This window comes from Salimicrobium flavidum (assembly GCF_900156645.1).
Taxonomy (GTDB): domain Bacteria; phylum Bacillota; class Bacilli; order Bacillales; family Halobacillaceae; genus Salimicrobium; species Salimicrobium flavidum.
In genome coordinates, this window is the sequence record NZ_FTOC01000006.1 from 75,562 (window position 1) to 101,292 (window position 25,731).

The 25,731-nt window shown below is 45.3% G+C and carries 25 protein-coding genes, 1 riboswitch and 1 other annotated feature; of the genes, 12 read left to right on the top strand and 13 right to left on the bottom strand.

The window, feature by feature from the left end; genetic code table 11:
• Positions 1-96 precede the first annotated feature (96 nt).
• Both BW944_RS09660 and BW944_RS09665 read right to left on the bottom strand, forming a co-directional pair.
• On the bottom strand, positions 97-1,053 hold the full coding sequence (locus BW944_RS09660; RefSeq protein WP_084193705.1) for an MJ1477/TM1410 family putative glycoside hydrolase: 957 nt from the start codon (positions 1,051-1,053) through the stop codon (positions 97-99).
• Between the two features lie 210 nt (positions 1,054-1,263).
• Complete coding sequence (locus tag BW944_RS09665) at positions 1,264-1,890, bottom strand: FusB/FusC family EF-G-binding protein (RefSeq protein WP_076559160.1); 627 nt, start codon at positions 1,888-1,890, stop codon at positions 1,264-1,266.
• Positions 1,891-2,060: 170 nt separating this feature from the next.
• Here BW944_RS09665 and BW944_RS09670 point away from each other — a divergent pair, with 170 nt between their 5' ends.
• Positions 2,061-3,158, top strand: a complete 1,098-nt coding sequence (locus BW944_RS09670) for an NADH-dependent flavin oxidoreductase (RefSeq protein ID WP_076559162.1) — start codon at positions 2,061-2,063, stop codon at positions 3,156-3,158.
• A gap of 42 nt (positions 3,159-3,200) precedes the next feature.
• On the opposite strand, the gene BW944_RS09675 is transcribed toward BW944_RS09670, so the two are convergent.
• Positions 3,201-3,527 (bottom strand): thioredoxin family protein, encoded by a 327-nt coding sequence (locus BW944_RS09675; protein ID WP_076559164.1) that lies wholly within the window; start codon positions 3,525-3,527, stop codon positions 3,201-3,203.
• A 96-nt stretch (positions 3,528-3,623) separates the two neighbouring features.
• Positions 3,624-3,831 (top strand) — a binding site (T-box leader).
• Positions 3,832-3,988: 157 nt separating this feature from the next.
• Here BW944_RS09675 and argS point away from each other — a divergent pair.
• Together argS and BW944_RS09685 are read left to right on the top strand one after the other, a co-directional pair.
• The gene (gene argS / locus BW944_RS09680; RefSeq protein WP_076559165.1) at positions 3,989-5,611 is read left to right on the top strand and encodes an arginine--tRNA ligase; all 1,623 of its coding nucleotides are present in this window, start codon (positions 3,989-3,991) and stop codon (positions 5,609-5,611) included.
• A gap of 73 nt (positions 5,612-5,684) precedes the next feature.
• A complete protein-coding gene (locus BW944_RS09685) occupies positions 5,685-5,915 on the top strand; it encodes a hypothetical protein (RefSeq protein ID WP_076559167.1) in 231 nt (76 codons plus the stop codon).
• A 212-nt stretch (positions 5,916-6,127) separates the two neighbouring features.
• Here the strand turns inward: BW944_RS09685 and BW944_RS09690 are convergent, their stop codons facing one another.
• From BW944_RS09690 to msrA, 3 genes are all read right to left on the bottom strand, one after another.
• A complete protein-coding gene (locus BW944_RS09690; RefSeq protein ID WP_076559169.1) occupies positions 6,128-6,592 on the bottom strand; it encodes an SRPBCC family protein in 465 nt (154 codons plus the stop codon).
• Complete coding sequence (locus tag BW944_RS09695) at positions 6,567-7,679, bottom strand: ethanolamine utilization protein EutH (RefSeq protein WP_076559171.1); 1,113 nt, start codon at positions 7,677-7,679, stop codon at positions 6,567-6,569. Before BW944_RS09695 ends, BW944_RS09690 begins: the two co-directional genes overlap by 26 nt.
• A gap of 241 nt (positions 7,680-7,920) precedes the next feature.
• Complete coding sequence (gene msrA, locus BW944_RS09700) at positions 7,921-8,391, bottom strand: peptide-methionine (S)-S-oxide reductase MsrA (protein ID WP_076559172.1); 471 nt, start codon at positions 8,389-8,391, stop codon at positions 7,921-7,923.
• Between the two features lie 118 nt (positions 8,392-8,509).
• Positions 8,510-8,629: riboswitch (SAM riboswitch) on the bottom strand.
• Between the two features lie 182 nt (positions 8,630-8,811).
• Between msrA and BW944_RS09705 the strand changes: the two genes are divergently transcribed.
• Both BW944_RS09705 and ppc read left to right on the top strand, forming a co-directional pair.
• The gene (locus BW944_RS09705; protein WP_076559174.1) at positions 8,812-9,297 is read left to right on the top strand and encodes a DinB family protein; all 486 of its coding nucleotides are present in this window, start codon (positions 8,812-8,814) and stop codon (positions 9,295-9,297) included.
• Positions 9,298-9,526: 229 nt separating this feature from the next.
• Positions 9,527-12,256, top strand: coding sequence for a phosphoenolpyruvate carboxylase (gene ppc, locus BW944_RS09710; protein ID WP_143525703.1), 2,730 nt, complete (start codon positions 9,527-9,529; stop codon positions 12,254-12,256).
• Positions 12,257-12,332: 76 nt separating this feature from the next.
• On the opposite strand, the gene BW944_RS09715 is transcribed toward ppc, so the two are convergent.
• On the bottom strand, positions 12,333-13,388 hold the full coding sequence (locus BW944_RS09715) for a C45 family autoproteolytic acyltransferase/hydrolase (RefSeq protein WP_076559177.1): 1,056 nt from the start codon (positions 13,386-13,388) through the stop codon (positions 12,333-12,335).
• A 91-nt stretch (positions 13,389-13,479) separates the two neighbouring features.
• Entirely contained in the window at positions 13,480-14,856 is a 1,377-nt protein-coding gene (locus BW944_RS09720; protein WP_076559313.1) for a Glu/Leu/Phe/Val family dehydrogenase, read from the bottom strand.
• 154 nt (positions 14,857-15,010) lie between these two features.
• Here BW944_RS09720 and BW944_RS09725 point away from each other — a divergent pair, with 154 nt between their 5' ends.
• On the top strand, positions 15,011-16,072 hold the full coding sequence (locus tag BW944_RS09725) for an NAD(P)/FAD-dependent oxidoreductase (RefSeq protein ID WP_076559178.1): 1,062 nt from the start codon (positions 15,011-15,013) through the stop codon (positions 16,070-16,072).
• Between the two features lie 424 nt (positions 16,073-16,496).
• Here BW944_RS09725 and BW944_RS09730 read toward each other — a convergent pair whose 3' ends face one another.
• From BW944_RS09730 to BW944_RS09740, 3 genes are all read right to left on the bottom strand, one after another.
• Complete coding sequence (locus tag BW944_RS09730; protein WP_076559180.1) at positions 16,497-16,874, bottom strand: RidA family protein; 378 nt, start codon at positions 16,872-16,874, stop codon at positions 16,497-16,499.
• A gap of 82 nt (positions 16,875-16,956) precedes the next feature.
• Entirely contained in the window at positions 16,957-17,187 is a 231-nt protein-coding gene (locus tag BW944_RS09735; RefSeq protein WP_076559182.1) for an excisionase family DNA-binding protein, read from the bottom strand.
• A gap of 62 nt (positions 17,188-17,249) precedes the next feature.
• Complete coding sequence (locus BW944_RS09740) at positions 17,250-18,374, bottom strand: CapA family protein (protein ID WP_076559184.1); 1,125 nt, start codon at positions 18,372-18,374, stop codon at positions 17,250-17,252.
• An 88-nt stretch (positions 18,375-18,462) separates the two neighbouring features.
• Here BW944_RS09740 and BW944_RS15050 point away from each other — a divergent pair, with 88 nt between their 5' ends.
• Positions 18,463-18,618, top strand: a complete 156-nt coding sequence (locus BW944_RS15050) for a hypothetical protein (RefSeq protein WP_159438224.1) — start codon at positions 18,463-18,465, stop codon at positions 18,616-18,618.
• A gap of 143 nt (positions 18,619-18,761) precedes the next feature.
• Here the strand turns inward: BW944_RS15050 and BW944_RS09745 are convergent, their stop codons facing one another.
• Both BW944_RS09745 and BW944_RS09750 read right to left on the bottom strand, forming a co-directional pair.
• Positions 18,762-20,600, bottom strand: a complete 1,839-nt coding sequence (locus BW944_RS09745) for a monovalent cation:proton antiporter family protein (RefSeq protein WP_076559186.1) — start codon at positions 20,598-20,600, stop codon at positions 18,762-18,764.
• A 94-nt stretch (positions 20,601-20,694) separates the two neighbouring features.
• The gene (locus BW944_RS09750) at positions 20,695-21,003 is read right to left on the bottom strand and encodes a CHY zinc finger protein (protein ID WP_076559187.1); all 309 of its coding nucleotides are present in this window, start codon (positions 21,001-21,003) and stop codon (positions 20,695-20,697) included.
• Positions 21,004-21,097: 94 nt separating this feature from the next.
• Between BW944_RS09750 and BW944_RS09755 the strand changes: the two genes are divergently transcribed.
• From BW944_RS09755 to BW944_RS09775, 5 genes are all read left to right on the top strand, one after another.
• Positions 21,098-22,345, top strand: coding sequence for a CYP152 family fatty-acid peroxygenase CypC (locus BW944_RS09755; protein WP_076559189.1), 1,248 nt, complete (start codon positions 21,098-21,100; stop codon positions 22,343-22,345).
• Between the two features lie 263 nt (positions 22,346-22,608).
• The gene (locus tag BW944_RS09760; RefSeq protein WP_076559191.1) at positions 22,609-23,193 is read left to right on the top strand and encodes a TetR/AcrR family transcriptional regulator; all 585 of its coding nucleotides are present in this window, start codon (positions 22,609-22,611) and stop codon (positions 23,191-23,193) included.
• Between the two features lie 222 nt (positions 23,194-23,415).
• Complete coding sequence (locus BW944_RS09765) at positions 23,416-24,306, top strand: beta-keto acid cleavage family enzyme (protein WP_076559192.1); 891 nt, start codon at positions 23,416-23,418, stop codon at positions 24,304-24,306.
• The gene (locus BW944_RS09770; RefSeq protein WP_076559194.1) at positions 24,306-25,256 is read left to right on the top strand and encodes a 3-hydroxyacyl-CoA dehydrogenase NAD-binding domain-containing protein; all 951 of its coding nucleotides are present in this window, start codon (positions 24,306-24,308) and stop codon (positions 25,254-25,256) included. Before BW944_RS09765 ends, BW944_RS09770 begins: the two co-directional genes overlap by 1 nt.
• Positions 25,253-25,720 (top strand): thioesterase family protein, encoded by a 468-nt coding sequence (locus tag BW944_RS09775; RefSeq protein ID WP_076559195.1) that lies wholly within the window; start codon positions 25,253-25,255, stop codon positions 25,718-25,720. The genes BW944_RS09770 and BW944_RS09775 overlap by 4 nt, the downstream gene beginning before the upstream one ends.
• Positions 25,721-25,731 lie beyond the last annotated feature (11 nt).

Sequence of the window (25,731 nt, forward strand, 5' to 3'; positions counted from 1 at the left end):
AAGCTTTGGCTTAAGCAGGAGACTTCTTTTCCAGGTGACTTTCCCTCGGAAAGAAGTTTACTGCTTAGGACAGGAGCTTCTGGAAGGCGCAACTGTTCAACGCGGAATGAAATCATCAAGCTCCCGGTCCATATAAGCAGCGAAACAGGCAAAACCCTGTTCTCTACATTTCAAGTAGTATTCCTCCACTCTTTCTTTATCTTGTTGACTAGGAGAGTCCACTCGAACATAGTCCACAGACAACACTTGTTTATCTGCATCCTGGACCTGTTTTATATAAGAGAGGCGCGTTTCTATTTCTTCAGAGTCAATGGCCTGATCTTCCCTGAACCAAGTATCCTCGATTCCAATCCCGTTTATCGCTTCCAAATACTCTCCATCATCAAAAAACAGGATGCTTTCGGCATTTTGTGGAAACACTTCAAAATCCGCTTGAGTGTCCCGTAGATAAGCTGCCATACGATTGACCAGCTCCATCATTCGTATCGCGGCGTCTTCCCGATTGCTGGGGTCTCCTGCGAGTCGAAGTTCCTGTTGATAGGTTTGCTCGTCTCCCCAATACTCGAAAGCATCTACAAGATCGAGATAAACGCCATCAAACCCTGCTTCCTGAATCCGATTAAGCTCTTCTTCAATAATCCTCCACCATTCCTCTTCCCAATATCGGACTTTGACACTTTCCGGCCAGGCAGGGTTGGGGTCACGTCCCAACCAGTCAGGAGCGCTCTCTGATACTTCAAGAGTGCCGTCCACTTCTTCTCCCCACTCTTCGCTCCAGTATGATTTGAAAGCACTTGCTTCACCGATACTAATATAAGCGAGCACTTTAGTTCCATTTTCCTGTATAGAACTGATTTCCTGGTTCGTGTACCGGGTTGCATTACTACCATCCCTCGTTGGGTCCATTACTACTGTCTCGTATTCACTGTTAGAGATTGCATCCGGTTCAGCGTATTGCAACTGATACAACCAATCGTTCTGTTTGCTCTCCGCCGATTCACAGGCCCCTAACAATAACAATCCTAGTACACTGAAGAATAATTTTTGTGACATGCCTTTGTAACCCACTCTCTATAATTATTTTATTAAAATATCGGTGATTTTATTCCTTTAGGAAAGGATGGCTGGCAAGTACATGGAATGAAGACTGTTTCTGGTAGCTTTGAAGATATTCAGCAAACGCGAAAAGATGTGGTTTTCAAGCAACTCGTATCTCTGAAAGGCCAGTGAACGTAGAGGTATTTCAAAAAGGTAGGGAGACTCCTATCTTTTCATATTATCCATAAATTTATACAGATGTCTTTGATCGGTAATGTTCCTGTTACAGGTCACACTATCTTTACACACATAATTCCCTCTTCTTTTATATTCTGTGACGTCGGTAACGAATAAGCCGACATGTTCATGCTCCCGACATATGGAACAGAGGTTTTTCTGACCACTGTACGTAAAAGACCCTTCCATCCCCACTAGTTCACCATTTCTGTAAGTTACGATGAATTTCCTGTCCAATCCGGCGTCAAACCAGCTGAGATAAGTCAAATCGCGTTCATCGACATTCGCTCCCAGCAATGGAGGCTTCACTTTCGTCAAATAAGGGAAAAGTTCTCTGACTTCCTCTTCTGCAGGCATTTCAAAAGGATGGACAAGTGGCAGTATGCGAGCCTCATACATTTCTGCATCGGTACGATCTTCAAGCTTCGTGATCCCTTCCAGTATCCTTCGCTCCAGATCAGTGAGTTCATGGAAAACCTCCATCATTTTATCCTTTCCGAGATCCTGTATGGTCTGCACCATCTCCTGATCGTTTATAAGGGCACTTGTCTGAACAATGTGCCGAACCTGCTGCTTGATGTAATGGTACTGGTCACTCCGAATAAATGGTTCCATCGCTTTCTCTCCTCCCGTGTAATTTAGCACTGATGATATTTACCGAAATCATAACATGGACTACTTTAAAAAAGACAAATGATTCGCAGAACAATTACTTTATAAGCACATGAGAAGACCCCGACATTCTACAGTGGTAGACTATAAATTGGCAAAGGAGGAACCATTTCATGTTTGATTCATATACATTGCCTTCGGGCGTAACGATGAAAAATCGCCTGTTACTTGCACCGATGACAAATTTTCTGTCAGAGGACGATGGACAGGTATCAGAAAAAGAACTTCAATACTATAGAAGAAGATCCCGGGGACTAGGAGCCGTCATCACAGCATGTGCTAACGTGAATGCCCAGGGGAAAGGGTTCGATGGTGAAATCGGTGTGGACCGTGACGAGCTTATTCCGGGATTGAAACAATTGGCCGACGTCATACATGACGAAGGGGCAAAAGCGATTCTTCAGATTTATCATGGAGGACGGATGTGCCCTCCTCACCTTCTTCCGGACGAAACTCCGGTTTCAGCAAGTGCTGTTCCACCTGAACGCGAGGGAGCAGCAACTCCACGGGAGATGACCTCTGAAGAAATCACCCGAACGATCGAAGATTTCAAACAAGCGACGAGACGTGCGATTGAAGCAGGCTTTGATGGAGTGGAAATCCACGGCGCTAACACATATCTTCTTCAGCAATTTTTCTCTCCACACTCCAACCGTCGGACAGACAGATGGGGTGGAGACGTATGGCAGCGGATGACTTTCCCTCTGGAATTAACTGATGCAGTAAAGCAGAGTGTCGATGAATATGCCAAGACACCATTCATCGTAGGCTATCGTCTATCGCCGGAAGAGCCTCATACCCCAGGCATCACCCTTGATGATACGTTGAAGTTAGTCGGGGAATTAGCGGAAAAAGATCTGGATTATCTTCACGTTTCTCTGCGGGCTTTTTATCAGACATCGATCCGGGATGATGATGAAATACCAGTGATCCAGCAGATTCAGAATAACATCGGAGGGCGTCTGCCTGTCATCGGTGTCGGTGAAATAATGACGAAAAAGGATGCAGTACATGCATTGGAAACCGCCCCTCTACTGGCCCTTGGCCGCGAATTTCTCATAGATCCCGATTGGGCTGTGAAAATTCAGGATGGAAAAGAAGAGCTGATAGCCACTGAAATGGACATGGAAGCTCAGGAACAAGTAGTCATACCTGAGCCGATGTGGACAAGAATCATGAGTGTACCGGGATGGATCCCTCAAAAAAGTTGACTTATGCGAATGAAGAGCCGTTCTCTATGGAGCGGCTCTTCTTTATGCATTCATCGCGTTCTGCAGTTTATTCAGCTGATAGTCCAGTTCTCCTACAGGCACAAAACGAGCTTCTCTTATCAATTCTCTGCCTTCGGAGTAAACTAAAACGACTGGTACCGTAAATACTTGGAATTCACCGGAAACTTCCGGAATCTCAGTAGCATCCAGATGAATCGCTTTAACTTCGGGATATGTTTCCATCAACCCCTCGATCTGCGGTTTCAGTCCGTGGCAAACGGAACACGAGGGCTGTGAAATATAAACGAGTGACAGTTTCTCCTTATCAATTATTTGTCTCGCTTGTTCAAGTTTTGTCAGTTTTTCCATTGCTTATCACCTCTTCATTTCTTTTTCCCGAAAATCTTTTTTCTAATCCAGCTGTTGATTAACTTCGTGCACTGTGCTATATTTCATTTTAATAGAATAGTACCTGTGATGAAGAGAGTACTCCTTTTTTCTTTCCAAGCGAGCCGGAGGATGGTGAAAGCCCGGTAAAGAAAAGATGAGGAACCGGACTTCGGAGGTGCGGCAGTGAATATTCAGTAGCTATCGCCGGGACGAACCCGTTATCCTGATTAAGTGGCCTTAGGGCTAAAAGAGTGGTACCGCGCGGAACCCCCACGTCTCTTTAGACGTGGGGGTTTTTCTATGCTTTAAGCTCCCCTGAAATAAATATTCAGGCGAACGCTTCCCACGTAGAGGTGAAATCAAAAATGAACGATGACAGAGACATGCTTTAAAAAGAAGGCATTCTCTCATTCATCCACGAAACAAAGGAGTTTTTTATAATGGAAAAAGAAATCATAGCACTGCAGCTTGCACATATTCTTGGAGAAGAATTCCCTCCTGAGGACCTTCAGCAAAAACTTGAATACCCGAAACATAGCCAGCACGGAGATATTTCCTTCCCCTGCTTCTTCCTAGCTGGTCATTTTCGCAGGAATCCAAAAGAAATTGCGGAAGAACTGAGTAGTCAGCTCACTCATCCCATCTTCACAAAAACAGAAGCTGTACACGGCTACGTCAATATTTTTCTAGATCAGCCCTTCATGACCAATCATGTCTTGAACCGTGTACTTCAGGAAGGTTATGGTTCTCATTCCTTCGGGGAAGGCGAGCGTGTCGTACTCGACTTATCTGCCCCGAACATAGCCAAGCCGTTCTCCATGGGGCACCTCCGCTCCACTATCATCGGAAACTCCCTCGCCCTGCTTGCTGAAAAATGCGGGTACACTTCCGTAAAAATCAATTATATCGGGGACTACGGAACACAATTCGGGCACCTTCTTGCAGCTTATAAAAAATGGGGGGATGAAGAAACCATACAGAAAGCTCCATTGAAGGAGCTCTCCAATATTTACGTACGTTTCCACGAAGAATCAAAACACGATCCTTCCCTGATAGAAGAAGGACGTGAATGGTTCAAACGCCTCGAGAAAGGAGGTACGGAAGCCGTAACATTATGGAAATGGTTCAGAGAATTGTCTCTCCTGAAGTTCGATGAGATTTATGAACAGTTGGGCATCTCTTTTGACATGACTCGTGGGGAAGCTTATTACAGCGATAAAATGGAAGAAACCATTTCTCTACTCGAAGAAAAAGGGATGGTGGAAAAATCGGATGGAGCTCTCGTTGTTCGACTGGATGAGTATGACTTGCCTCCCTGCCTTATTGTGAAAAGCAACGGAACAACGACGTATGCGACAAGAGATCTCACCGCAGCCATCGATCGATACCGCACCTATGGCTTTTCAAAGAGTCTGTATGTGGTCGGAAATGAACAGACCCTCCATTTTGAACAGATCAAAAAAGTTCTGGAAAAAGCAGGATTCCCATGGGCTTCATCTATGCAGCATATCTCATTCGGTATGATGCTTCAAAACGGAAAGAAAATGTCTACGAGAAAAGGAAGAACGATCCTCCTCGAAGATGTACTGCAGGAAGCTGGGGAGCGCGCAGGTGGAAATAACAGAATCGGCACGGGGGCTGTGATATTCCATGACTTGAAACATCACAGACTGAATGATGTCGAGTTTTCCCTTGATGATATGCTCACTTTTGAAGGGACTACAGGCCCTTACATCCAATACACGTATGCCAGAGCCATTTCCCTGCTTGATAAAGCTGAATTTTCCTTGAATACGGAATTGGACGACAGCAGCGCATGGGAAGTCGTTAAGCAGCTTCATGCGTTTCCGGAAGAAATAGAAAGAGCCTTCCTCCAGTCGGACCCTTCCATCATCGCTCGTTATGTACTGAGACTTGCGAAGTATTTCAACCAGTATTATGCACACACGAAAATTCTTCAAGCCGACCAGCTTGATAAGCGTCTCACCCTCGTCTTTTCAGTTACAAAAGTTCTAGAAGAAGGACTGCATCTGTTAGGAATGGAAACCGTGGAAAAAATGTGAAAATATTGCGTTTCTCTTGCAGTCATAGTATGTTTGGCATATACCCGATTCCATTTAAAAAGGGGGCGTGTTTATGTATCCACTTTATTATACGATTGCTATCATCATCTGTATTATCGCGCTCGTAGGTACGATCTCCATCGGAAGAAATCTCATAAAACAGGAAAAAGTCGCTAACAGCAGCGAGGAACTCGACAGCCTCAAAACAGACTCCACCAAAAATTCAAGTTTCCGGAGACTGGGCATCATCTACGCCATCACCCTTGTCATTACCGTTGCGCTTCTTTGGATTTTCGTATTCTGATAGTAAAGGAATGAATATAGGATAATACTGAATAGCCCAACACAAAAACCGAACGCGATCGTTCGGTTTTTGTGTTGGGCTATTCATAAATGGATGGAAAAGAACAATACATCGCTTTCCGCAGAAAGGGAGGTTCGAAAAGTTTCCATCGTTCCTGCGACACTTTCCGTCTGGAGTAAGGCATATCAACGATAGATGTATCAGTACAATCATTACCCTTCACTTTTTTGGTAATCTTCTTCTGCCACCCGTTTAACCCGACGTACAAAATTCGTGACCGCCTGATCATTGGAGAAGAGGATAAGTACCCGCAAATACCATCTCCGCGGACGATTGGAAGATGAATAAGTGAACCTCGTTTTATATTCATCTATTTTTTCGAGCAGATAAGTCGCCTGAATATCGTAGACGCCTGCCAGAGTGTAGGAATACGTCAGTTTTTTTCGGGAATCTTCATCTTCGTGTTCCATAATAGTGACTTCGTACTCTTCTTTTCTCTCCCCTACCTGATAAGCCTGTCGGTACACATTCCCCACTCTTTCTCCGGAGGAGTGGATAAGGCGATGTTCTTCAATATTCGGCATGATTTTTCTCGTTTGCTCCAAAGATTGATCAAAATATTTCCATACATATTCAATCGGTACATTTACATCAATCGTATCCGACCAGCGTTTCATTTTCTTCCTCCTCCTCTCCTTTTGTAACCAGCCATGCGATAAGTACAGCGATAAATCCTGCACTCAATTTCCCGACAAGAACCGGGATGACCATATCTTTTTCTATACCGGCGACAAACGCGATATGTGCTCCCAGTGCAAACCCTCCACTGACAGCGAACGCGGAAGTGATCACTTTGCCTCTCGGCTTCATATCCTTGACTGTGACAAGCATAGGAATATTATGGGCAAGCGACGCCAGTATACCGGTCATCGCAACTTTATCAACTTTTAAAATGGGCCTCAGGGATTCGAATGGTCTATGCAGTACCTTTTCGAGAAAGGCGACCAACGGAAATGCTCCGGCCAGCGTAACCGTAATTTTAGCAACAATCACAGCCCCCTCAGACAACGGAGCCAACCCCTCAATTACCGTAACACCAAGTAGTGTCTCTATAGTTATCGATACCAGTCCGATAGCAATAATAACTTCCACTATCTTACCAAACACGGCAAACAAACGTATAGTCATCGTCGCAAACAACCCGAGACCAACCGCGATGAGGATCGTAAGAGCAATAGATGGAAGAAGGTTAACAACCATCCATTCGAACGTGTATCCTGCAAGAAAGCCTCCGATAAAACAACCGGCAGGGATAGTAGTAAAGCCGATCAGGATCCCTTTAGCGAAATAAGGATAATCCTGCTTATGTAAAACGGCCAGTGCTACCGGAATCGTAAATACAACGGTTGGTCCCATCATCGTACCGAGAAGCGACCAGGAAAAAACAGCCGCTTCTTCGCTTTGTGCCAAGGATTCAGCCAACGGATATGCTCCCGTATCAATAGCCAGCAGCATGGAAGGAAACATCCCCGGATCCGCACCCAGCCACTCATACAGAGGCACAATGACCGGGGCTAGCCCCTCAGCCATGACCGGAGCGAAAGAAATGACGCCGATCATTGCAAGAGCGAGGGTACCCATCATCTGAAAAGCTTCATAAAAACGGTCTCCGAGATTCAATCGTTTATTCAGTATGTAGTAATCCACGGCACCAAGGACCATGAATAGACACATGATCCCAAGCACCCAATCATTCAGCGACACACCCCCACCTCCTTCTTTCAACAGTATATCAAACAAATAACCTATGCTACACAAGAAAAGCGGAAACTTCCGTTTAGAAGCACTGGCATAAGTAGAAAGCTTACTTACCGGACGATCTTAACCGAAAATAAGGTTGATACTTATGACATGAGCTTCTGGAAGTTGGAACTAACCAAAGAAGAAACCACCTCTCTGAAAAAAGAACCGACAAACAAAAAACTCCGGCGCCGGGGCCGAAGTTTTATACTGCGCTACACGCAGCACCATATTTTTTAACATATTGCTGATGATATTCTTCCGCTTCATAGAAAGTGGAAGCGGGAACTACTTCTGTTACGATAGGTCGCTTGAAAATTTCTCTGCTTTCCCATTCGTTGATTTTCGAAGCGGCGAGCTGCTTTTGTGCTTCATTTGTGTGAAAGATTACGGAACGATACTGATGTCCGACGTCTTCTCCCTGACGATTTCTCGAAGTAGGATCATGAGCTTCCAGGAAATACTCCACAAGCTCTTCATAAGTAAGTACTTTAGGATCGAAAGTTATACGGATCGATTCCGCATGCCCTGTTCTTCCTGATCTCACCTGTTCGTACGTAGGGTTTTCAATAAACCCACCTGTATAGCCGACCGTTGTATCTGTTACTCCGTTTAGTCTTTCGAAGAATGCTTCTACTCCCCAGAAACATCCTGCACCAAAAATAGCTATTGCCATCCTCCATCTATCCTTTCTTCTAACTCCACTTCTTTCGAGAGCTTAGACGGCCTAACAATCAAAAGCCCCCTCTTCTTATCAAAAAAGAGGGGGTCGACGTTATAATATCCGTACGATCCTCTCATCTACTAGAATAGTTTCCCATTCTACAGGAATTGGCACCGTTCACACTGATATAAATCAGCAGGATGGTTGCCGGGCTTCAAAGGGCCAGTCCCTCCGCCTCTCTGGATAAGAAGTTTCGTTATTTATTTTTTAAGTTGTTTCCCATCTTACAATGAAACATTATCAAAGTAAAGGGGTAAATTTAAAAAATCCTGCCCCACTTATGTTTCAGCTCAGGCAGTTTCGTGTATTAGGACTATGAGATTATACCATTTACTCTCGCTAAAAGGTATAAATCAGGAAGGATGTCGATTTATGTACGGATTAGAAGATAAACGAAAACACGTATGGGATTTCATCAATCAAGTCACTGAAGAAGAAGCTGATAAAAAACCGTCCGAGGATACCTGGTCCATCCTGGAAGTAATGGAACACCTCTATTTAATGGAGGGATTCATAGTTCAGAAAATCGATGATGTCATCAAAAACGAAGAAAAGCAACCCTCCGAACAAAAGCCTATCGAACGTGCAACGAACCGTTCTCACAAAGTGGAGGCGCCTGAAGCTTTACAGCCTAAAGGAAGGTTCTCTTCCATTGAAGAAGCCAAGGATGGTTTGAATAAAACGAGAGAAGCTACCATGTTCCTTTTGCACAACAAATCTGAAGAAATGTTGCAGCAATATTCATTCCGCCATCCTTCCTTCGGGGATATGGACCTGGCACAATGGGCGGAATTCATAGGGTGGCATGAACTCCGACACCTCGGTCAGATGAAAGAAGTGAAAGATAAAACGCAATAAATTTATGAATCCCCCGTATACATTTTTGGTTTCGGGGGATTTTCGTATTTTTCTTATATTTTCAAGGTTCTTACCGTTTGACTGTCAAAAATATTCTGATAATATTATGGAAATACGAGGCTTTTCCTACTAGCCTCCCTCTCAACCAATATCCACTAAAACATATCGAAACTACAGAAAAGTACAGGAAGGTGAAATTGTGAGTACACAACAAACATCAAATGATCATATGACTCCTTTACGTCAAGACATCCGGGTTCTCGGTGAAATGCTCGGGAATGTCCTCGTCCATCAGGGCGGCCAGGAGTTGCTCGACAAAGTTGAAAAGATAAGAAAGCTTACTAAGGACCTGAGAAGCGATCCCGAATCCTCCGCTTACGATACATTGAAAAAGGAAATCAGCGATTTGAAACCCCCTATGCGCTCGCAGGTTATCCGGGCTTTTTCAATGTATTTCCATTTAGTCAATATTGCGGAACAAAACCATAGAATACGTCGTCGCAGAGAATATCAGCTCCGGGAAGATCATTCCGTCCAACCTTTCTCTCTCGAAAGCGCGGTGCAAAACCTTAAAGAAAACAATTATTCCAAAGATGTAATTCAGGAAACCCTTGAAAAGTTATCGCTGGAATTAATCATTACTGCACATCCTACGGAAGCGACAAAACGGACCGTGCTCGAGATCCAGAAACGTATCGCTACCATACTTAAAGAACTCGATGAGGGCAGTTTGACCAAAAGAGAAAAAGAAGAACTGATGGATAGTATGCAAAACGAAGTCACGGTCCTCTGGCAAACGCAGGAGCTTCGAGAGCGGAAACCTACCGTAATGGATGAAGTGAGAAATGGACTGTACTACTTCGATCATACGCTGTTCGACGTCTTACCAGACATTCATCAGGAACTAGAACATCAACTTCAGGAGAAATACCCGGAGGAAGACTGGTCTGTTCCGAATTTCCTGCACTTCGGTTCCTGGATCGGAGGCGATCGTGATGGAAACCCGAACGTTACACCGGAAGTGACCTGGAAAACGCTGAACAAGCATCGTGATTTGATTCTGAAAAAATATGAGGACTCCCTTACCGACCTTATGAAACGCTTCAGTCAGTCCGTTTCGTATATCCACGTTTCCGATCGATTGAAGAATTCAATTGAAGAAGAAGAGGCATGGATTCCTCAGAAGAAAGTCTGGCGGGTGGAGAAAGAAATTTATCGCCGGAAATTCGCCATCATTCAGGAACGTCTCCGCGAGGTCGGGAAATCGGAGCTTGGGTATAATAATTCCGAAGAGTTCCTTGAAGACCTCTCCATGATTCAGGAGAATGCCCTTCAGCATCAACCCGCCAATCGTGAACTGAAGAGTCTTCGCAAGCTTATTCGTCAAGTAGAGCTTTTCGGTTTTCATCTGGCCACTCTTGATGTTCGTAATCATAGCGGCGAGCATGAAACAGCAGTCTCTGAACTTCTGAAAAAAGTAGGTATCACGGATGATTACGCTTCGATGTCTGAGAACGAAAAGTTGAAAACTCTCGAAAATGTACTGAAAGACCCAAGACCGATTTCTTTATTGAATGAAGATTACTCAGAGACGACCCAGCAGATCCTGAACGTATTCCACATGATCCGTGATGCTCACAAAGAATTCGGAGAACGCTCCATTGAAGTGTATCTCATCAGTATGACCGAGGCTGCCAGTGATATTCTTGAAGTCCTTGTTCTTGCAAAAGAAGCAGGTATTTACCGTCTACACGTAGACGGAAGCGTAGAAAGCGGTCTTGATGTAGCACCACTCCTGGAAACAGTGGATGATCTGGTCGCTGGGCCCGAGCTTCTGAAAACATTGTTCGAAATGGATGTATTCAAAAGACACCTCGAAAAACGGGGCAACCACCAGGAAATCATGCTGGGGTATTCCGACGGAAGTAAAGATGGAGGTACATTGACGGCCAATTGGAGACTTTACAAAGCTCAACAGGAAATACATGACATGGCCCACAATTACAATATCGGACTGAAATTCTTCCACGGACGTGGCGGATCACTTGGACGTGGCGGAGGACCTCTCCACCGCAGTCTCCTATCCCAACCTGCGGAGACGCTTGGAGATGGTGTCAAGATCACGGAACAGGGAGAAGTATTATCTTCTCGTTACATGCTTCGTGATATCGCTTATCGGAGTCTTGAACAGGGAGCCTCGACCCTTCTTGAAGGTGCGGCGAACGTCTCAAGGGAATCGGAACAGGCATATCACAGAGAAGAAGCATGGGAGAAGGCGATGGAAGAAATCGCAAATGTATCCTTGAAAAAATACCAGTCTCTTGTATTCGGGGACAAAGATTTCCTTACGTACTTCAATGAAGCCACTCCATTGAATGAACTGGGAGAGCTGAATATAGGCTCACGCCCTATGAAACGTAAAGATAGCTCCAAGTTTGAAAACCTCCGTGCTATTCCATGGGTGTTCGCATGGACACAAAGTCGTCAGCTGCTTCCCGCATGGTTCGCCGCCGGAACCGGACTTGTCCATTACCGGGACGAGGACGACAAACATCTGGAACAGCTTCAACAAATGTATGAAAACTGGCCGTTCTTCCGCTCTACCATCGACAATCTACAGATGGCTCTTACAAAAGCGGATATTCAAACAGCAAGGGAATATAAATCACTTGTGAAGGACGAAGCCATAGGGCAAAGGATTTTCGATACTATTCTGGAAGAATATGAACGCACGAAAGAAGTGTTGCTGCAAATCACCGGAGATGAGGAGCTCCTCGATCATCAACCGACGATTCAGGATTCCGTGCGTCTCCGCAATCCTTATGTAGATCCTATGAACTTCCTTCAAGTTGAACTCATCAAGGAACTCCGCAGTACAGAGGACCCGGATGATGAACTGCTCACCGAAGTCCTTCTTACAATCAGCGGTGTAGCCGCAGGCCTCAGAAATACAGGTTGAGGTCAGTCAAGGCATATATTCACACCAAAAAGCCCGATTCTTTTTCTGAAAAGAATCGGGCTTTTTTATATACCTGTCACCTACTCCAGTGTGCTCCTGTTTCCATATGAACAAAAGGGACCTGAGTGTTCACAACTCCTGTAATCCTCTGTTTTGAAAGACCTTCCCCTATAAGCCACGAGTTAAATCCGAACTCTTCCGGCGTCCGGTCCCCTCCAAGCGAAAACCATATTTTTTTCTCCTTAGGCAGGTACCCGGAAGTATGGATGGTACCAGCCCATTGATCATAAAGGTCCGAAAAGACCCCTCCCCCTGAATTGTTCAGTAATTCGAAAGCTTCTTTCGCGCCGGAAATATTGGTGGTTTCCATGACCTCCATGCGACGCTTGGAATCCACCATATGATTCCTGTTTTCCTTCGTCAATTTTTCGAAGTGATTCGTACACATCCGGGCCTCGCGAGATTCCACCCCTCGTGGGGATGCTTCCACTACATAGGAGGTATCGGAGACGTCAAAAACAGTGTAGCTGAAGGAATGACGGTGCGGAATTTGTTTCAACATCTCCACCGCTTCTTCCACGTTCTGACACGTTTCGAGAATTATCCTGCCTATCATGCAGCAAATGAATCCCGGTCCCGGCCGTTTGCGATTCATAAAATTATACCCTATCACCAGACCCTTTTCGTTCATTCCATCCATTCTTCCCGTAATCCTCTGAGTAGGGCCCGCAGTTGCATATCCCGTATCGGAAGGCTGAAAAAACGCAAATCTTCCTTCATACGTCTTCGGCATATAATCGTAATTTCTGATCATGTACCCTTCTCCAGTAATAATAGAACACCCGGATTTCCGGTAGGGCACGCGGTATCCTCCGAATTCCATTAAAACTTGGGTCATCGTCCATCCAAGCGCATCTTTCAACCCTTCAAGCTCCGCCCATATACCAGGAGCGAAGCGTTCGATCACTTCTTTCGCTTCTTCTGTTTCCACCTTAAACCTCGGAATACGCACTTCCCACTGCTTGCTTCGATTTTCCACTGTAAGGGAATCCTTTAACTCTCTCCCCTGCTCATAACCGAAATCGTAATGGGTTCCTCTGAATTGCACAATGTCACTATGTATTCGCTTCATCCTTACACCTTCCAAACGTTTCCTTCCATTTTAGAAAGAATCATTGAAAAAAGCAAAAATCCGGAGCTTTAAAAGCTCCGGACCTTGAAATTCAGTATAGTTTTCCTTGTCTGAACATAATAGTCGATAGTTTCGTCACAGCATGTATATAACAATTTTGACGTAATGGGAAAGGATCCCCGAAGAACTGTGGTAGGATCGTGTCCATCGTATACTTCATTTTATTAAACAATTTCTCATAGATTCGGTCTTCTCCCATAAACTGTGTATCTCTGCCCTGCATCCATTCAAAGTAGGATACGATTACACCACCGGCGTTAGCCAGGATGTCAGGGATTATCAATACACCTTTATCACTCAGGAATTTGTCCGCTTTTTCAGTGACCGGCTTATTCGCACCTTCGATGATGATCTCAGCTTTGATGTTCTCCATATTATCTTCATGGATCTGATCTTCAAGGGCAGCAAGCAATAAAACATCTACGTCCAGTTCCAGGAGTTCATCGTTTTCATGAATGCTGGCGTTTATATCATAATCATTCAGTGCCACTTCTTGCGTCGGAAGTTCTCCACCGTTTTCTTCTGTGTAATTCACAATGGAAGGGATGTCTAACCCTTTTTCATTGTAAAGCATTACGTTGTGATCACTGACTGCAACAATTTTATTCTGTAAATATTTACATTTGTATGCCTCAAGAGCCGCGACAGAACCAAGATTACCGAAACCTTGTATAGCCATTCTCATCTTTGTCTTCGCATACTTAACAGCGGTATCCGCAAACACATTGTCGTTTTCAGTCAACCACTTTTCATTCTTATTCGCGTAATCATGCATCAGGTACCGGAAAGAAAAATAGACACCTTTTCCGGTAGCCTCTCTGCGCCCTTCTGAGCCGCCGTTGACGATACTTTTTCCTGTGAAACTGTTCCTGTAAGGTTCTCCGGGATGAACCGTCTTGAATTCAGCCATCATCCAGTCCATTTCCCTTTCCCCTGAACCCATGTCCGGAGCAGGGATGTCTTTATCAGGACCTAACACATCATTGAAGTACTGCACGTATTTTTTGCAGATCAAATTCAATTCCTTCACTGAATATTCCTTCGGATTTACGACGACTCCGCCTTTCGCACCTCCAAAAGGAACCTCGTGCAAAGCGTTTTTCAACGTCATCAGCTTGGAGAAGTTCGATACTTCCTCCTCGGAGACACTCGGGTGGAACCGTATCCCTCCTTTATAAGGCCCCAGGATATCATTATGTTGGATGCGGAAAGCAGGAACGCGGGTTACTGTCCCGTTTTCCAACGTTACCCGAAGGAACGACTTATGTATGTGATTAGGTGTCGTTAAAATAGAAACCAGTGATTTATAAGCCTGGTCTCTCGTCTGAGATTTCAAATCAGGCAAAAAGTTCTCATCATCCATGATTGCTTTAAGAGAATTCTCTATGATGCTACTTTGCTTATCCATCTTATCTCCCCCTTCTTTAATAATTGTTTCCCTACTTTTCATCAAAGAAACCACCTTACTGAAATTTCATCTAGTCTTTCGTGTTTTTTTTTGATAGTCTTTAATGAGAGTATAGAAAACGTTTACGCAAATTTGCAACTGAGGTGAGACAAAAATGACTGAATTATTGATATTAGGTGGCGGATATGGTGGGTTCAAAGTCCTTTATGATGCCCTGGAAAACGGTATCCCGGATGATGTTCACATTACGATGGTGAACCGTAATCCCTACCATGCCATGAAAACGGAGTATTATGCTATTGCCGCAGGGACGACGGCTGACCGAAGTGTTCGAGTCGATTTCCCGGTCCACGAAAAAATTTCTTATGTATTCGATGAGGTTACGAAAATAGATGTAGAGCAAGATCACGTACTTCTTGCCGGACGGGATGAGCCCCTGACTTTCGACCAGCTTGTGATCGCCCTCGGTTGTGAAGATAATTATCATGGTATAGATGGAGCCAAACAGTTCACAGAAAGTGTCCAGACAATGTCAGCTGCCCGCCATGCCGGTTATGAAATCAATAACTTAAAAGCATATGGCAATTTAACGATTGTGGGAGCAGGGCTGAGCGGAATAGAGGTTGCGGCTGAAACCCGCGAAAGTCGCCCCGACTTGAACATCCGTTTGCTCGACCGCGGGGATACTGTGCTGAAGGCCTTCGATGAAAAAATCCAAAACCACGTGGAAGATTGGTTCAAAGAGAATGAAGTGAACGTCATCCACGGCGCCAAAGTTGAATATGTTGAAAAAGATGGCGTCTGCAACAATGGCATTTGCTACATGAACGATGTCACTGTTTGGACAGCTGGGGTTCGACCTCATTATCTTGCTAGGAAATTACCATTCAAAAAAGATGAGCAGGAAAAACTCATTGCAAATGAATTTTATCAGATCCCGGAAAAAACGAATATTTTCGTTTTGGGCGACTGCGTTTCTTCTGAACTTTCTCCGAGCGGTCAACTTGCAGGGGAGCAGGGAGAACGTATAGCAGAAGTTCTGAAGTATGTATGGAGAGGGGAAGAACCGAAAAAACCCGGATCCATCAAATTGAAAGGCACGCTCGGTTCTCTCGGTAAGAGTGACGGGTTCGGTAACATGATGAATCAGCCGCTCACCGGAAAAATCCCACGCCTCGCAAAATCAGGCGTCCTATGGCTCCATAAACGACATTAAGGACAAAGAAAAGCGTAACCATTTGTTTAGAAGCTTTAATATAAGCGGACGCAACTGGCTTCGAATACTCTTCCTCGAAACAGGGGCGGCCCGCTTATATTATGGGCTTCTGAATGGTGCAGCTAGACAACGAAAAGTGGAGTCCTCCCGCTTAGAAGCCTCTGGCCTAAGCAGAACGATCATAAGAAAGGTGTTCTTTCCTTTCTTTGATTGGGCTGCTTAGGACATGAGCTTCTGGAGGACGGAACTGGACAAAGAAAAGCGGAGTCACCCGTTTAGAAGTTCTGGCGTAAGCAGGACCACTCCCGTGGAAAGCGACGGTTTTTCGTTAATTATCATTCCATGAATCAACTCCGCACAAAGCCCCGAACAATTTTTGTTCGGGGCTTTTATACATGAAATTAAATTCTGTTCCAGCCTCTTTTTACTTTTTCACAATAGCTTCCATTTCTATTTTCGCGCCCTTAGGCAATTTCCCTGCCTCAATAGCAGCTCTTGCAGGGTAAGGCTCGCTGAGGAAACTGGCATATATATCATTCACCGTCTGGAAGTCATCCATAGAATCAAGAAATATTCCCATCTTCACAATGTCCGTATATTTCTTACCCGCTTCTTCCAAAATCGCTCCGATGTTCTTCATCACCTGATCCGTCTGTTCCTCTACGTTATCGGAAACGAACTGCTGCGTTTCCGGATCAAGACCTATTTGTCCGGAAATGAAGATAAGATCTCCGGCATCCACTGCTTGCGAATAAGGTCCTACTGCCTGAGGAGCCTTATCTGTCTGAATCACTTTTACCATACTATGTACCTCCTTCAATATTCTTGTCACTTCAAGAATACATTCATACAAAAAAAAGCACAAGCCGTGATGGCTTATGCTTCTAATCCTCATCATTGATAACAGGGTCTGCAGGAATCGGTTCGCTAAGAAACTGTTGAATCTCCGCCTGGAACTGTTCCATCTGCTCCCAATAGAGTGTGAACTGATCCGAGTTCACCAAAAATTGTTCACCGTCATGCACGGCTCTGATTTTACCTGAGACGATACATGAATACACATAGTCCTTCGGAAGCTCCAAATACTGAGCTGTCTCTTCAATTGTACGGTACATGGAAGTCACCCCCAATTGAATATTCGATGTGTATCTCTTTTTGTCATTATACCATATATGACTCAGTTTGCGCTTCCCTCTTCGATTTTATACTGATCAAAATGAATATTCGAAGATCTTTTCCTCAAACGCTCTAAGGCTCTCTCTTCGTTTGGTGCAGGGATAACCTGATCATCTTTTATGTACATCGGTACAAACGACGGCTGAATGTCATCATTCTTTATGCGTATCTGCAAGTAGCCGGTATAAGCCGTCTCCTTCTCCACATAATCAGGAAAAAGAAAATTCCCGAGTGAGTAAGCGATAAAGCCGTCTTCATAATATTCAAAACCCTGCATTACATGAGGGTGGTGACCTACGATCACGTCTGCTCCAGCGTCTACCATCCGATGGGCTATCTGTTCTTCTTCAGGCTGGAACTCAGTCTGACGTTCATCGCCCCAATGAATCTGCACAATTACATGGTCACTCGTCTGCTCCGCCTCCTCTATCAGTCTTTCCATTCTTTCGACCTGATAACCGCTCGCAATACCCGATCTATCCTCACGGGCGTACCAGCTCACTTCCGGTAAGACTCTGGAAAAAGCGAGGAAATGAATCGTTTCCCCTTTAATCTCCGTTTTCCATCCTTTATAGGCTTCTTGCTTGTCCTCTCCAGCTCCTATATAAGGAAGATTTCTTCCTTCCATTGCCTGAAGAGTATCTTCAAGGCCTGTTCTACTGTAATCAAGCGTGTGGTTGTTCGCCAGGGAAAAAGCGTCGATACCGGCTTCCTGCATTCCATCCAAAGCTTCTGCTTCAGCGCGGAAATTATAAAGTTTCTCTTCCTTTTCCCCTCTTTCGGTGATCGGTGTTTCAAGATTGACGAATGTAAGATCATCTTTCCGGAAGGTTTCCTTCACATGTTGAAAAGGGAAAGAGTAACCGAATTTTTCTACCGTGTTCACCGTTGATTGTTCGAAAAGCACATCCCCTGTAAAGGTCAGAGTCACCGGCTCCTCCTCCGGCTTTTCTTTACCATTCTTCTCCCCGTCCTCCGAAGAACCTGCAAAGAAGGACTCAATATCATTATTCTCCAGATCCCAAGCTTCGATCCCATCCGGAAATGGTTCGAGCATCACGACAAGTAGTGTCAAAGTAACAAAAGTTATTAGGAATACGCTCAATGCTGCTATTACTTTCTTCATTTATCGTTTCTCCCCTAACAAAATTCACTTCTTCCATTATGTCAGCTAGTTGTTCAGAAATCCAACAGAACTTCAGTGGTTTTTTCAAATGGCTACCCTGAAAATAAATATTCAGGTGGAAGTTTGCCGCGGGCATGGCGGAAACTTCCCGCCTTTCGCTGCGGTCGATTCCGGTGATTTTCCGTTCATGCTCTTCCTGCAGGCGTCCTCCACCCTTCGTTCTAAAATCAACAACCAGCTTTAAAAAAGCCTTTCAAATAAAAAGAGCAGCCCGAAAGCTGCTCTAACTCTTAAACTCTGTCATCGTTGATTTTCATCCCGTGAGCGAAAGCTGACCATGGACGGCTCCATTCTTCGTGCTGAAATCGACGACCGTCCTTAACAGCGCTATTCTAATAGATGTTCCAGTTCATAAATATTTTCGTGATCCCCCGTAACAATCAGCCGGTCTTCAAGTTGCAGTTCCGTATCCCCATGAGGAAGAATCGATTCATTCCCCCTATAAATACGAACAATAATCGCATCTCCGAAGAAAGGGAAATCCCGCAGTCGTACGCCGTGGAATTCTTTGTTCGTAAGCGGGACTTCCATCAGACCTTCTTCTCTTGTAGCGAACATTTCTGCGATGTGCGGCGAAGCGATCATCGCTTTCATCATTGCTCTCGAAGAGAAAATCGTCGAGAATACATTGATGCCTTTCTCCTTCAGCATCGCCTGTTTATTCGGAGATTCAACTTTAGTGATGATGTTCTCTATATCACAATCTGCGGCTTCGAGTGCAATATTCGTATTCAGTTCATCATCATTCGTAGAAATCACAAGTACTTCAGTATCAAAGACATTGTATTTCTGGAACTCTTCCATGGTATACCCTTCGAGTTTCTCCACGGTGAAATCAGGGTTGCCCGGAAGTTCACCGCTATGATTTGGACGGGCATGATAGAGATATACATCGTACCCCTCTTCACTGAATTCCTTCGTCAAAGGCATCGTTATCTGATTGGCCCCGATAATCCGTAACCGTTTCTTCTCTTCCGTCGTTTCAACGAACGGGAAGATCTGTTTGAAAAGAATCGGAGTTATAATACACGCTATGATCGCAAGCAGAATGAGCGAAGAAGCCATCTGTCCATCGATCACGCCTATCCTTTCCCCGATTTTCGCGGCTGCGACCACCAGCGAAAGTGTCGAAGTAAGCAGGAAACCTGAACCGAGAATCGTTCTCCAGTCGTACCATTTCTTGAGCACAACAACCGGAAGAAGTTTCGACAATAGAAGTCCAAGGAAAAGTAAAGGTATGAGCAGGAATACAGTAGGATCACTGAACAATCCCCATACGTCGAGCTCGACCCCTACCATCACAAAGAAAATAGGAATCAAAAAGCCATACCCGAACGAGTCGAGTTGTTGAACCATCTCTTTGTTCGGAGACAGAAGGGACACAAGCACACCTGCGAGGAACGCCCCCAATATGTTCTCAGCTCCGAGCGATTCAGATAGCCCTACGAGGATCATGATCAGGGTGAATACAGCACGTGTGCCGATCTGAACAGTTCCGGTGGAAAGAGTTTCGAAAAAGCTCTGATTCTTGAAAAACTTCCCGAGGAAATAAAGCCCGATGCCTGCGATGAATAACAGCAGCAACAGCCACATGTTTCCTCCTTCTTCCTGGAAGGAGACGAAGATCGCAAGAAGAATCATCGTAACCAGGTCAGCAATTACAGCTACCAGTAAAATGATCTGACCGATGCCGGACTTCATAATGTCCGCCTCTTTCAGGGTCGGTACGACGACACCAAGCGATATCGTTGAAATGACAAGCGTCATAAAGAAAGCGTTATCCACCAGACCTGCCAGCGACAAGGCAAGAGAAATCAAGTAGGACAACCCTAGGATAAGCAGGAATATGACGGTAGAAATACCGAAACGGTTCGGCTCCAGCTGTCCGTTCGGCAGTTTCTTCCGCTTGCCTGATTTGAAAATGGAGAAATCTATTTCCAGACCACTTAGGAACATGAGGAAAATGAACCCGAGGGTCGAAAGAATATCCAGCCATTCGTTCGGTTCTATAAGATTAAAGCCGCTTTGCCCGATAATCAACCCGACGATAATTTCCGCCACTACGACCGGCAGAATATTAAGGTTGAACTTCTTCAGTACAATCGGTGTCAAAAAGGCAGCCACTAATACGATGATTAGTGAGGTAACAGAAATGTGCTCTTCCATGAAAAGCTACCCCCTTTTTAAAAGAATTGCGTAGAAATCTACCCTATTATCGTTGGGGAAAACCTCAACGTCAAGAAATTAATTTTCTCCCCTATTATTCAAAATAGTAAGGAAAATGCGCTTTGCATCCCGGGTTGAAATTATGATTACAATTCGGGCACTGCGAACGGGCTTTATATAATGTTATAAGCAATTCTTCCTGACAGTTTCCGCAGAAAATCCCACGGGTCTCCTGTTCTTCTATCGGCCACACTTCAACTTCATGCCCCGCCAATTCCTCATGACATTTTATACATGCGTAGTATTCTCCGCAACAATAAAAACGTATAGCGACTACATCTTCCGCTGAGTGGTAATGACGGCATCTGGTTTTATCATCCATCTCTATTCCTTTCACGTTCATAGAAACCCGTCCTTTCAAGTAATATCAATTGTAACAATCAAAAGTTACCGATAAAATAAAGTGTATACTGTTACACAGGAAGGAGCAATGACTCATGTCTTATCAACCCGCAAGAGATAAAGGGTTCGACCGATCCATCGGTATTCTGAAAGACGGTTACACCTTCGCTCAAAAACGTCTCCAAAGTCAGCATCTCGACGTATATGAAACTAAATTACTTGGAGAAAAAGCTGCGCTTCTCGGAGGAGAAAAGGGCGCGGAACTTTTTTATGATAACGATAAAATGAAACGGGGCGGAGCGATGCCCGCCTTCATCCTGAAAACATTATTCGGGGAAAATGGAATCCAGACGATGGACGGCAGTCCTTTCGAGCACAGAAAACGTCTGTTTTTATCCCTCATGACGCCTGAAGCATTGGATAACCTTTTTGATATTACAACGAAACACTGGGACCTCGCCTTAGAACGCTGGAAGAAGAAGAGGAAAGTCGTGCTTTATGATGAGGCTCTCTATTTGTTGATGAGGGCAGCCTGTGAATGGGCTGGTGTTCCTCTTCAGGAAAAAGAAATCGAAAAAAGGGCTGATGATTTCGCTCTTATGATCGATGGTTTCGGTTCGCTCGGACCCAAACATCTCCAGAGCAGGAAAGCAAGACAACGTTCCGAAAAGTGGATCGAAGACCTGATTCTTGATGTAAGAAACGGTAAACTTGAAGCGGAAAAAGGCACGGCCATTTTTGAAATGGCTATGCACCGGGACCTTGAAGGGAACCACCTTGACTCGCGTATGGCGGCGATAGAATTGTTGAATACCATCCGTCCTGCGGTAGCGGTCAGTAAGTTCATCGCATTCGGCGCCGTAGCAATGGAAGAGTTCCCGGAAGAAAAAGGGAAAGTCGCAAACAGCGAAGACTACCTGTACTATTTCGCCCAGGAAGTCAGGCGTTTCTATCCTTTCGTCCCTTACCTGCCTGCACGTACGAAAAAGGATTTCACGTGGCAGGGGTACAATTTCACGGAAGGTCAGCTCGTCCTCGTCGATGTTTACGGAACCAACCATGACCCGCGTCTTTGGGAGGACCCGGATACATTCAATCCGGACCGTTTCCGTGACTGGAACGGCGGCTTGTTCGACCTTATTCCGCAAGGAGGCGGAGATTATGAGAAGAACCACCGCTGTCCCGGAGAGTGGGCGACACTCGAAATCCTGAAAGCGAGTTTCCAATATATGTCCCGCCATCTGAGCTATCAGTTGCCGAAGCAGGATCTTGGTTACAGCTTGACGAAAATGCCAGCAGTACCGAAAAGCGGCTTCCTCATGAAAAAAGTGACGAAAAAATAACTCATAGCCTTCTTGAATATCAAATACCCGTGTTCCTCAGATTCGACCTCTGGGTTCGCGGGTTTTTATTGGTGCAGATACCTCGGATATCCTGAGAGAACAGCACGAACGGAGGATCAGCAGCAACGGACCCTCGTCTTTCTCCCTCTGGAAACAACAAACGAGAAGCGACTTTCATTTATCGTTGAACTAAAAAACGATTTGCTTATTTCTTAACCGGGTAGTATAGTAATATCGACATTTTACAGAACGGAGGGTCGTTCATGGCTCGTCATTCGAGAAAAATAGATATCCTTAATGCCGCTTCCCGGATCGTGAGTCATCAGGGGATATTCAACCTGACACTCGAAGCCGTTGCGAAAGAAGCGGGTATCAGCAAAGGAGGGCTTCTCTATCATTTCAAAACGAAAGAAGCCCTTGTAAGTGGCATGGTCGAACACTTAGCAAATAACTACCGGGAAAAGATCCAATCCCACGTAAATGAAGACACGGAGGAAACCGGAAAATGGACACGTGCTTTCCTGAATGTGACCTTTAATCACGGTTATCCGAATAAAGACTGGAATGCCGGCCTTCTCGCTGCCAAAGCAGTAAATCCTGAACTTCTCAAACCGCTTCATGATGCGTATAGAGAGTGGCAACACAATATCGAAAATGACGGACTCGACTCTGTCGATGCCACGCTGATTCGTCTCAGTACAGATGGCATATGGCTTTCAGAGCTTTTTGATGTGTATCAGATTGAAGACTATAAAAAAAAGCAAGTATATGAGCGATTGATGGATTGGTTGAACAATCTTCAAAAAGAAAACGGAGAGCAATCGGACACACAACCTATCAACAGATAGATATACGAAGATATCCATCGTTATTTTCTTTTTCACGATATTCACACCTTTATACGAGCTTATATGTGTTCTTATAACCAATTAAGGAAGTTGACTTTCATAGTCAGCTTCTTTTTTTCGTATCACTGTTGAAACAAAACCGTCTGGATGGTACATTAATTTCTGTGATAAAAACCGTCTGGATGGTATATAAATATTCAACGAAAACGAGGAGGAGTCACATTGAAAAAGAAAATCATGCTCACAGCAGCCGTCACCGGGGCTGGAGATACATTGGAAAAAAATAAGAATGTTCCGGTCACACCGAAAGAGATCGCCGATTCGGCCATCGCCTCTGCAAAAGCAGGTGCTACTGTCGCTCACGTTCATGCCCGTGACCCGAAAACCGGAGGCGTCAGTCATAATGTGGACCATTACAGAGAAATCGTGGACCGCATCCGCGAATCCGAAACGGACGTCATCATTAACATCACTTCAGGAGGTGGCGGTGATTTCATCCCGAGCCTGTCCACCCCGGCAGCCGGTGGAAACGGCACGGATATACAGACGCCTTCCGAGCGTCACCAGCCGGTAGGCGAACTGCTTCCTGAGATGTGTACGTTGGACTGCGGCACCGTCAATTTCGGAAACATGATCTACATGAGTCCTACAGACTGGCTCAGAGACCAGGCGAAACTCGTACAGGAAAGTGGTGTCAAACCTGAGCTGGAATGCTTTGATACCGGGCACGTCCGTTTTGCCAACCAGCTGATCAAAGAAGGACTGATTGATGACGACCCGATGTTCCAGTTCTGTCTCGGTATTCCGTGGGGCGCGGATGCAGATGTGGAAACCATCAATTACATGAAGCGCCGTCTTCCTGAAAACGCCCACTGGTCCGCCTTCGGCATCGGGCGTATGCAGATGCCGGTCGCGAGTCAGACAGCTCTTCTCGGCGGCAATATACGCGTCGGTCTTGAAGACAACATTTACCTGAAAAAAGGGGTGCCAGCCACCAATGAGCAACTCGTTGAAAAAGCGGTGCATATAACCCAGACACAGGACATTGAAATCATGACGCCGGCAGAAGCACGTGAAACTTATAATTTGAAAATCCCGGGGGGCAAGCATTGATGAACAAAAAAACCGCAGCAGTCATCGGCACAGGTGTTATCGGAAATGGATGGATCGTCCGTCTTCTCGCACACGGATATGAAGTGAAGGCATTCGATCCTGCCGAAGGAGCTGAAGCCAAAACGAAAGAAGCCATTTCGAAAGCCTGGCCTTCGGTACAGGAAATGGGGCTCGCTGATAACGCTTCTCCAGCAGCAGTCACTTTTTATCCGACGATAGAAGAAACTGTTTCCGGGAGTGTGCTTATCCAGGAAAACGTTCCGGAACGTACGGAACTGAAGCAGAAAGTACTGAAAGATATTTCCCGGTATGCAGACCCAGATACCATCATCGGATCCAGCACCTCCGGCATTAAACCGAGCGTTCTGCAAAAGGGAGCAGTGAATCCAGGAAGGATCATCGTAGCCCACCCTTTCAATCCGGTTTATCTCCTTCCACTTGTAGAACTCGTCGGCGGAGAACATACGGATTCGCCAGTTATCCATCGTGCCCGTACCCTGTACGAAGATATCGGCATGAAATCGATGATCATTGAGAAAGAAATCGAAGGTCATGTCGCGGACAGACTGATGGAAGCCTTGTGGAGAGAAGCTCTCCACATCGTGAATGACGGCATTGCAACGACCGAAGAGGTCGACAAGGCTATTACGTACGGTGCCGGCCTTCGCTGGGCTCAAATGGGGCCCTTCCTCACCTTCCACTTAGCCGGTGGAGATCAGGGCATGCGTCATATGCTTGAACAGTTCGGACCCGCTCTCAAACTTCCGTGGACAAAACTCGAAGCACCGGAGCTGACGGACGAGCTGAAAGAAAAAGTCATCGCTGGATGCGAGCAGCATGCGGGGGATGAATCGATAGCGGAACTCGAGAGAAAAAGAAATGAGTTCCTCGTCAAGCTTCTCGATCTTGTCGAAGATTACTGGCCGGAAAAAAAGGAGGTCCGCGCATGAAGGCTTTTCATCACAAAACAACCGTCCGTGCAGAATGGGTCGACTACAACGGTCATATGAACGATGCAGCTTATGCTGCTATTTTCAGTGAATCGGTTGATGCTTGGATGGACTATATAGGACTTGATGAGCAACAGCGTGACGATCACTCCTATACGATTTTCACCCTGGAAACGCACCTCTGTTATTTACAGGAGGCAAAACAGGGAGACCCGCTTCACGTCACCATTCAATTGCTCGACTTGGACAAAAAGCGCATGCACGTGTTCTTTTCGATGAACAATAAAGATGACGAAACGATTGCAACAAGTGAACAGATGCTGATGGGCATAAATACAGAGACAAACCGCCCGGACGCTTTCCCTTCTTTCGTAATAGAGACACTGGAGAATATATATAAGGAACATAAACAATTGGAAACACCTTCCCGGTCCGGCCGTACCATAGGTATCCGCCGAAAATAGGAAGCAAAGGA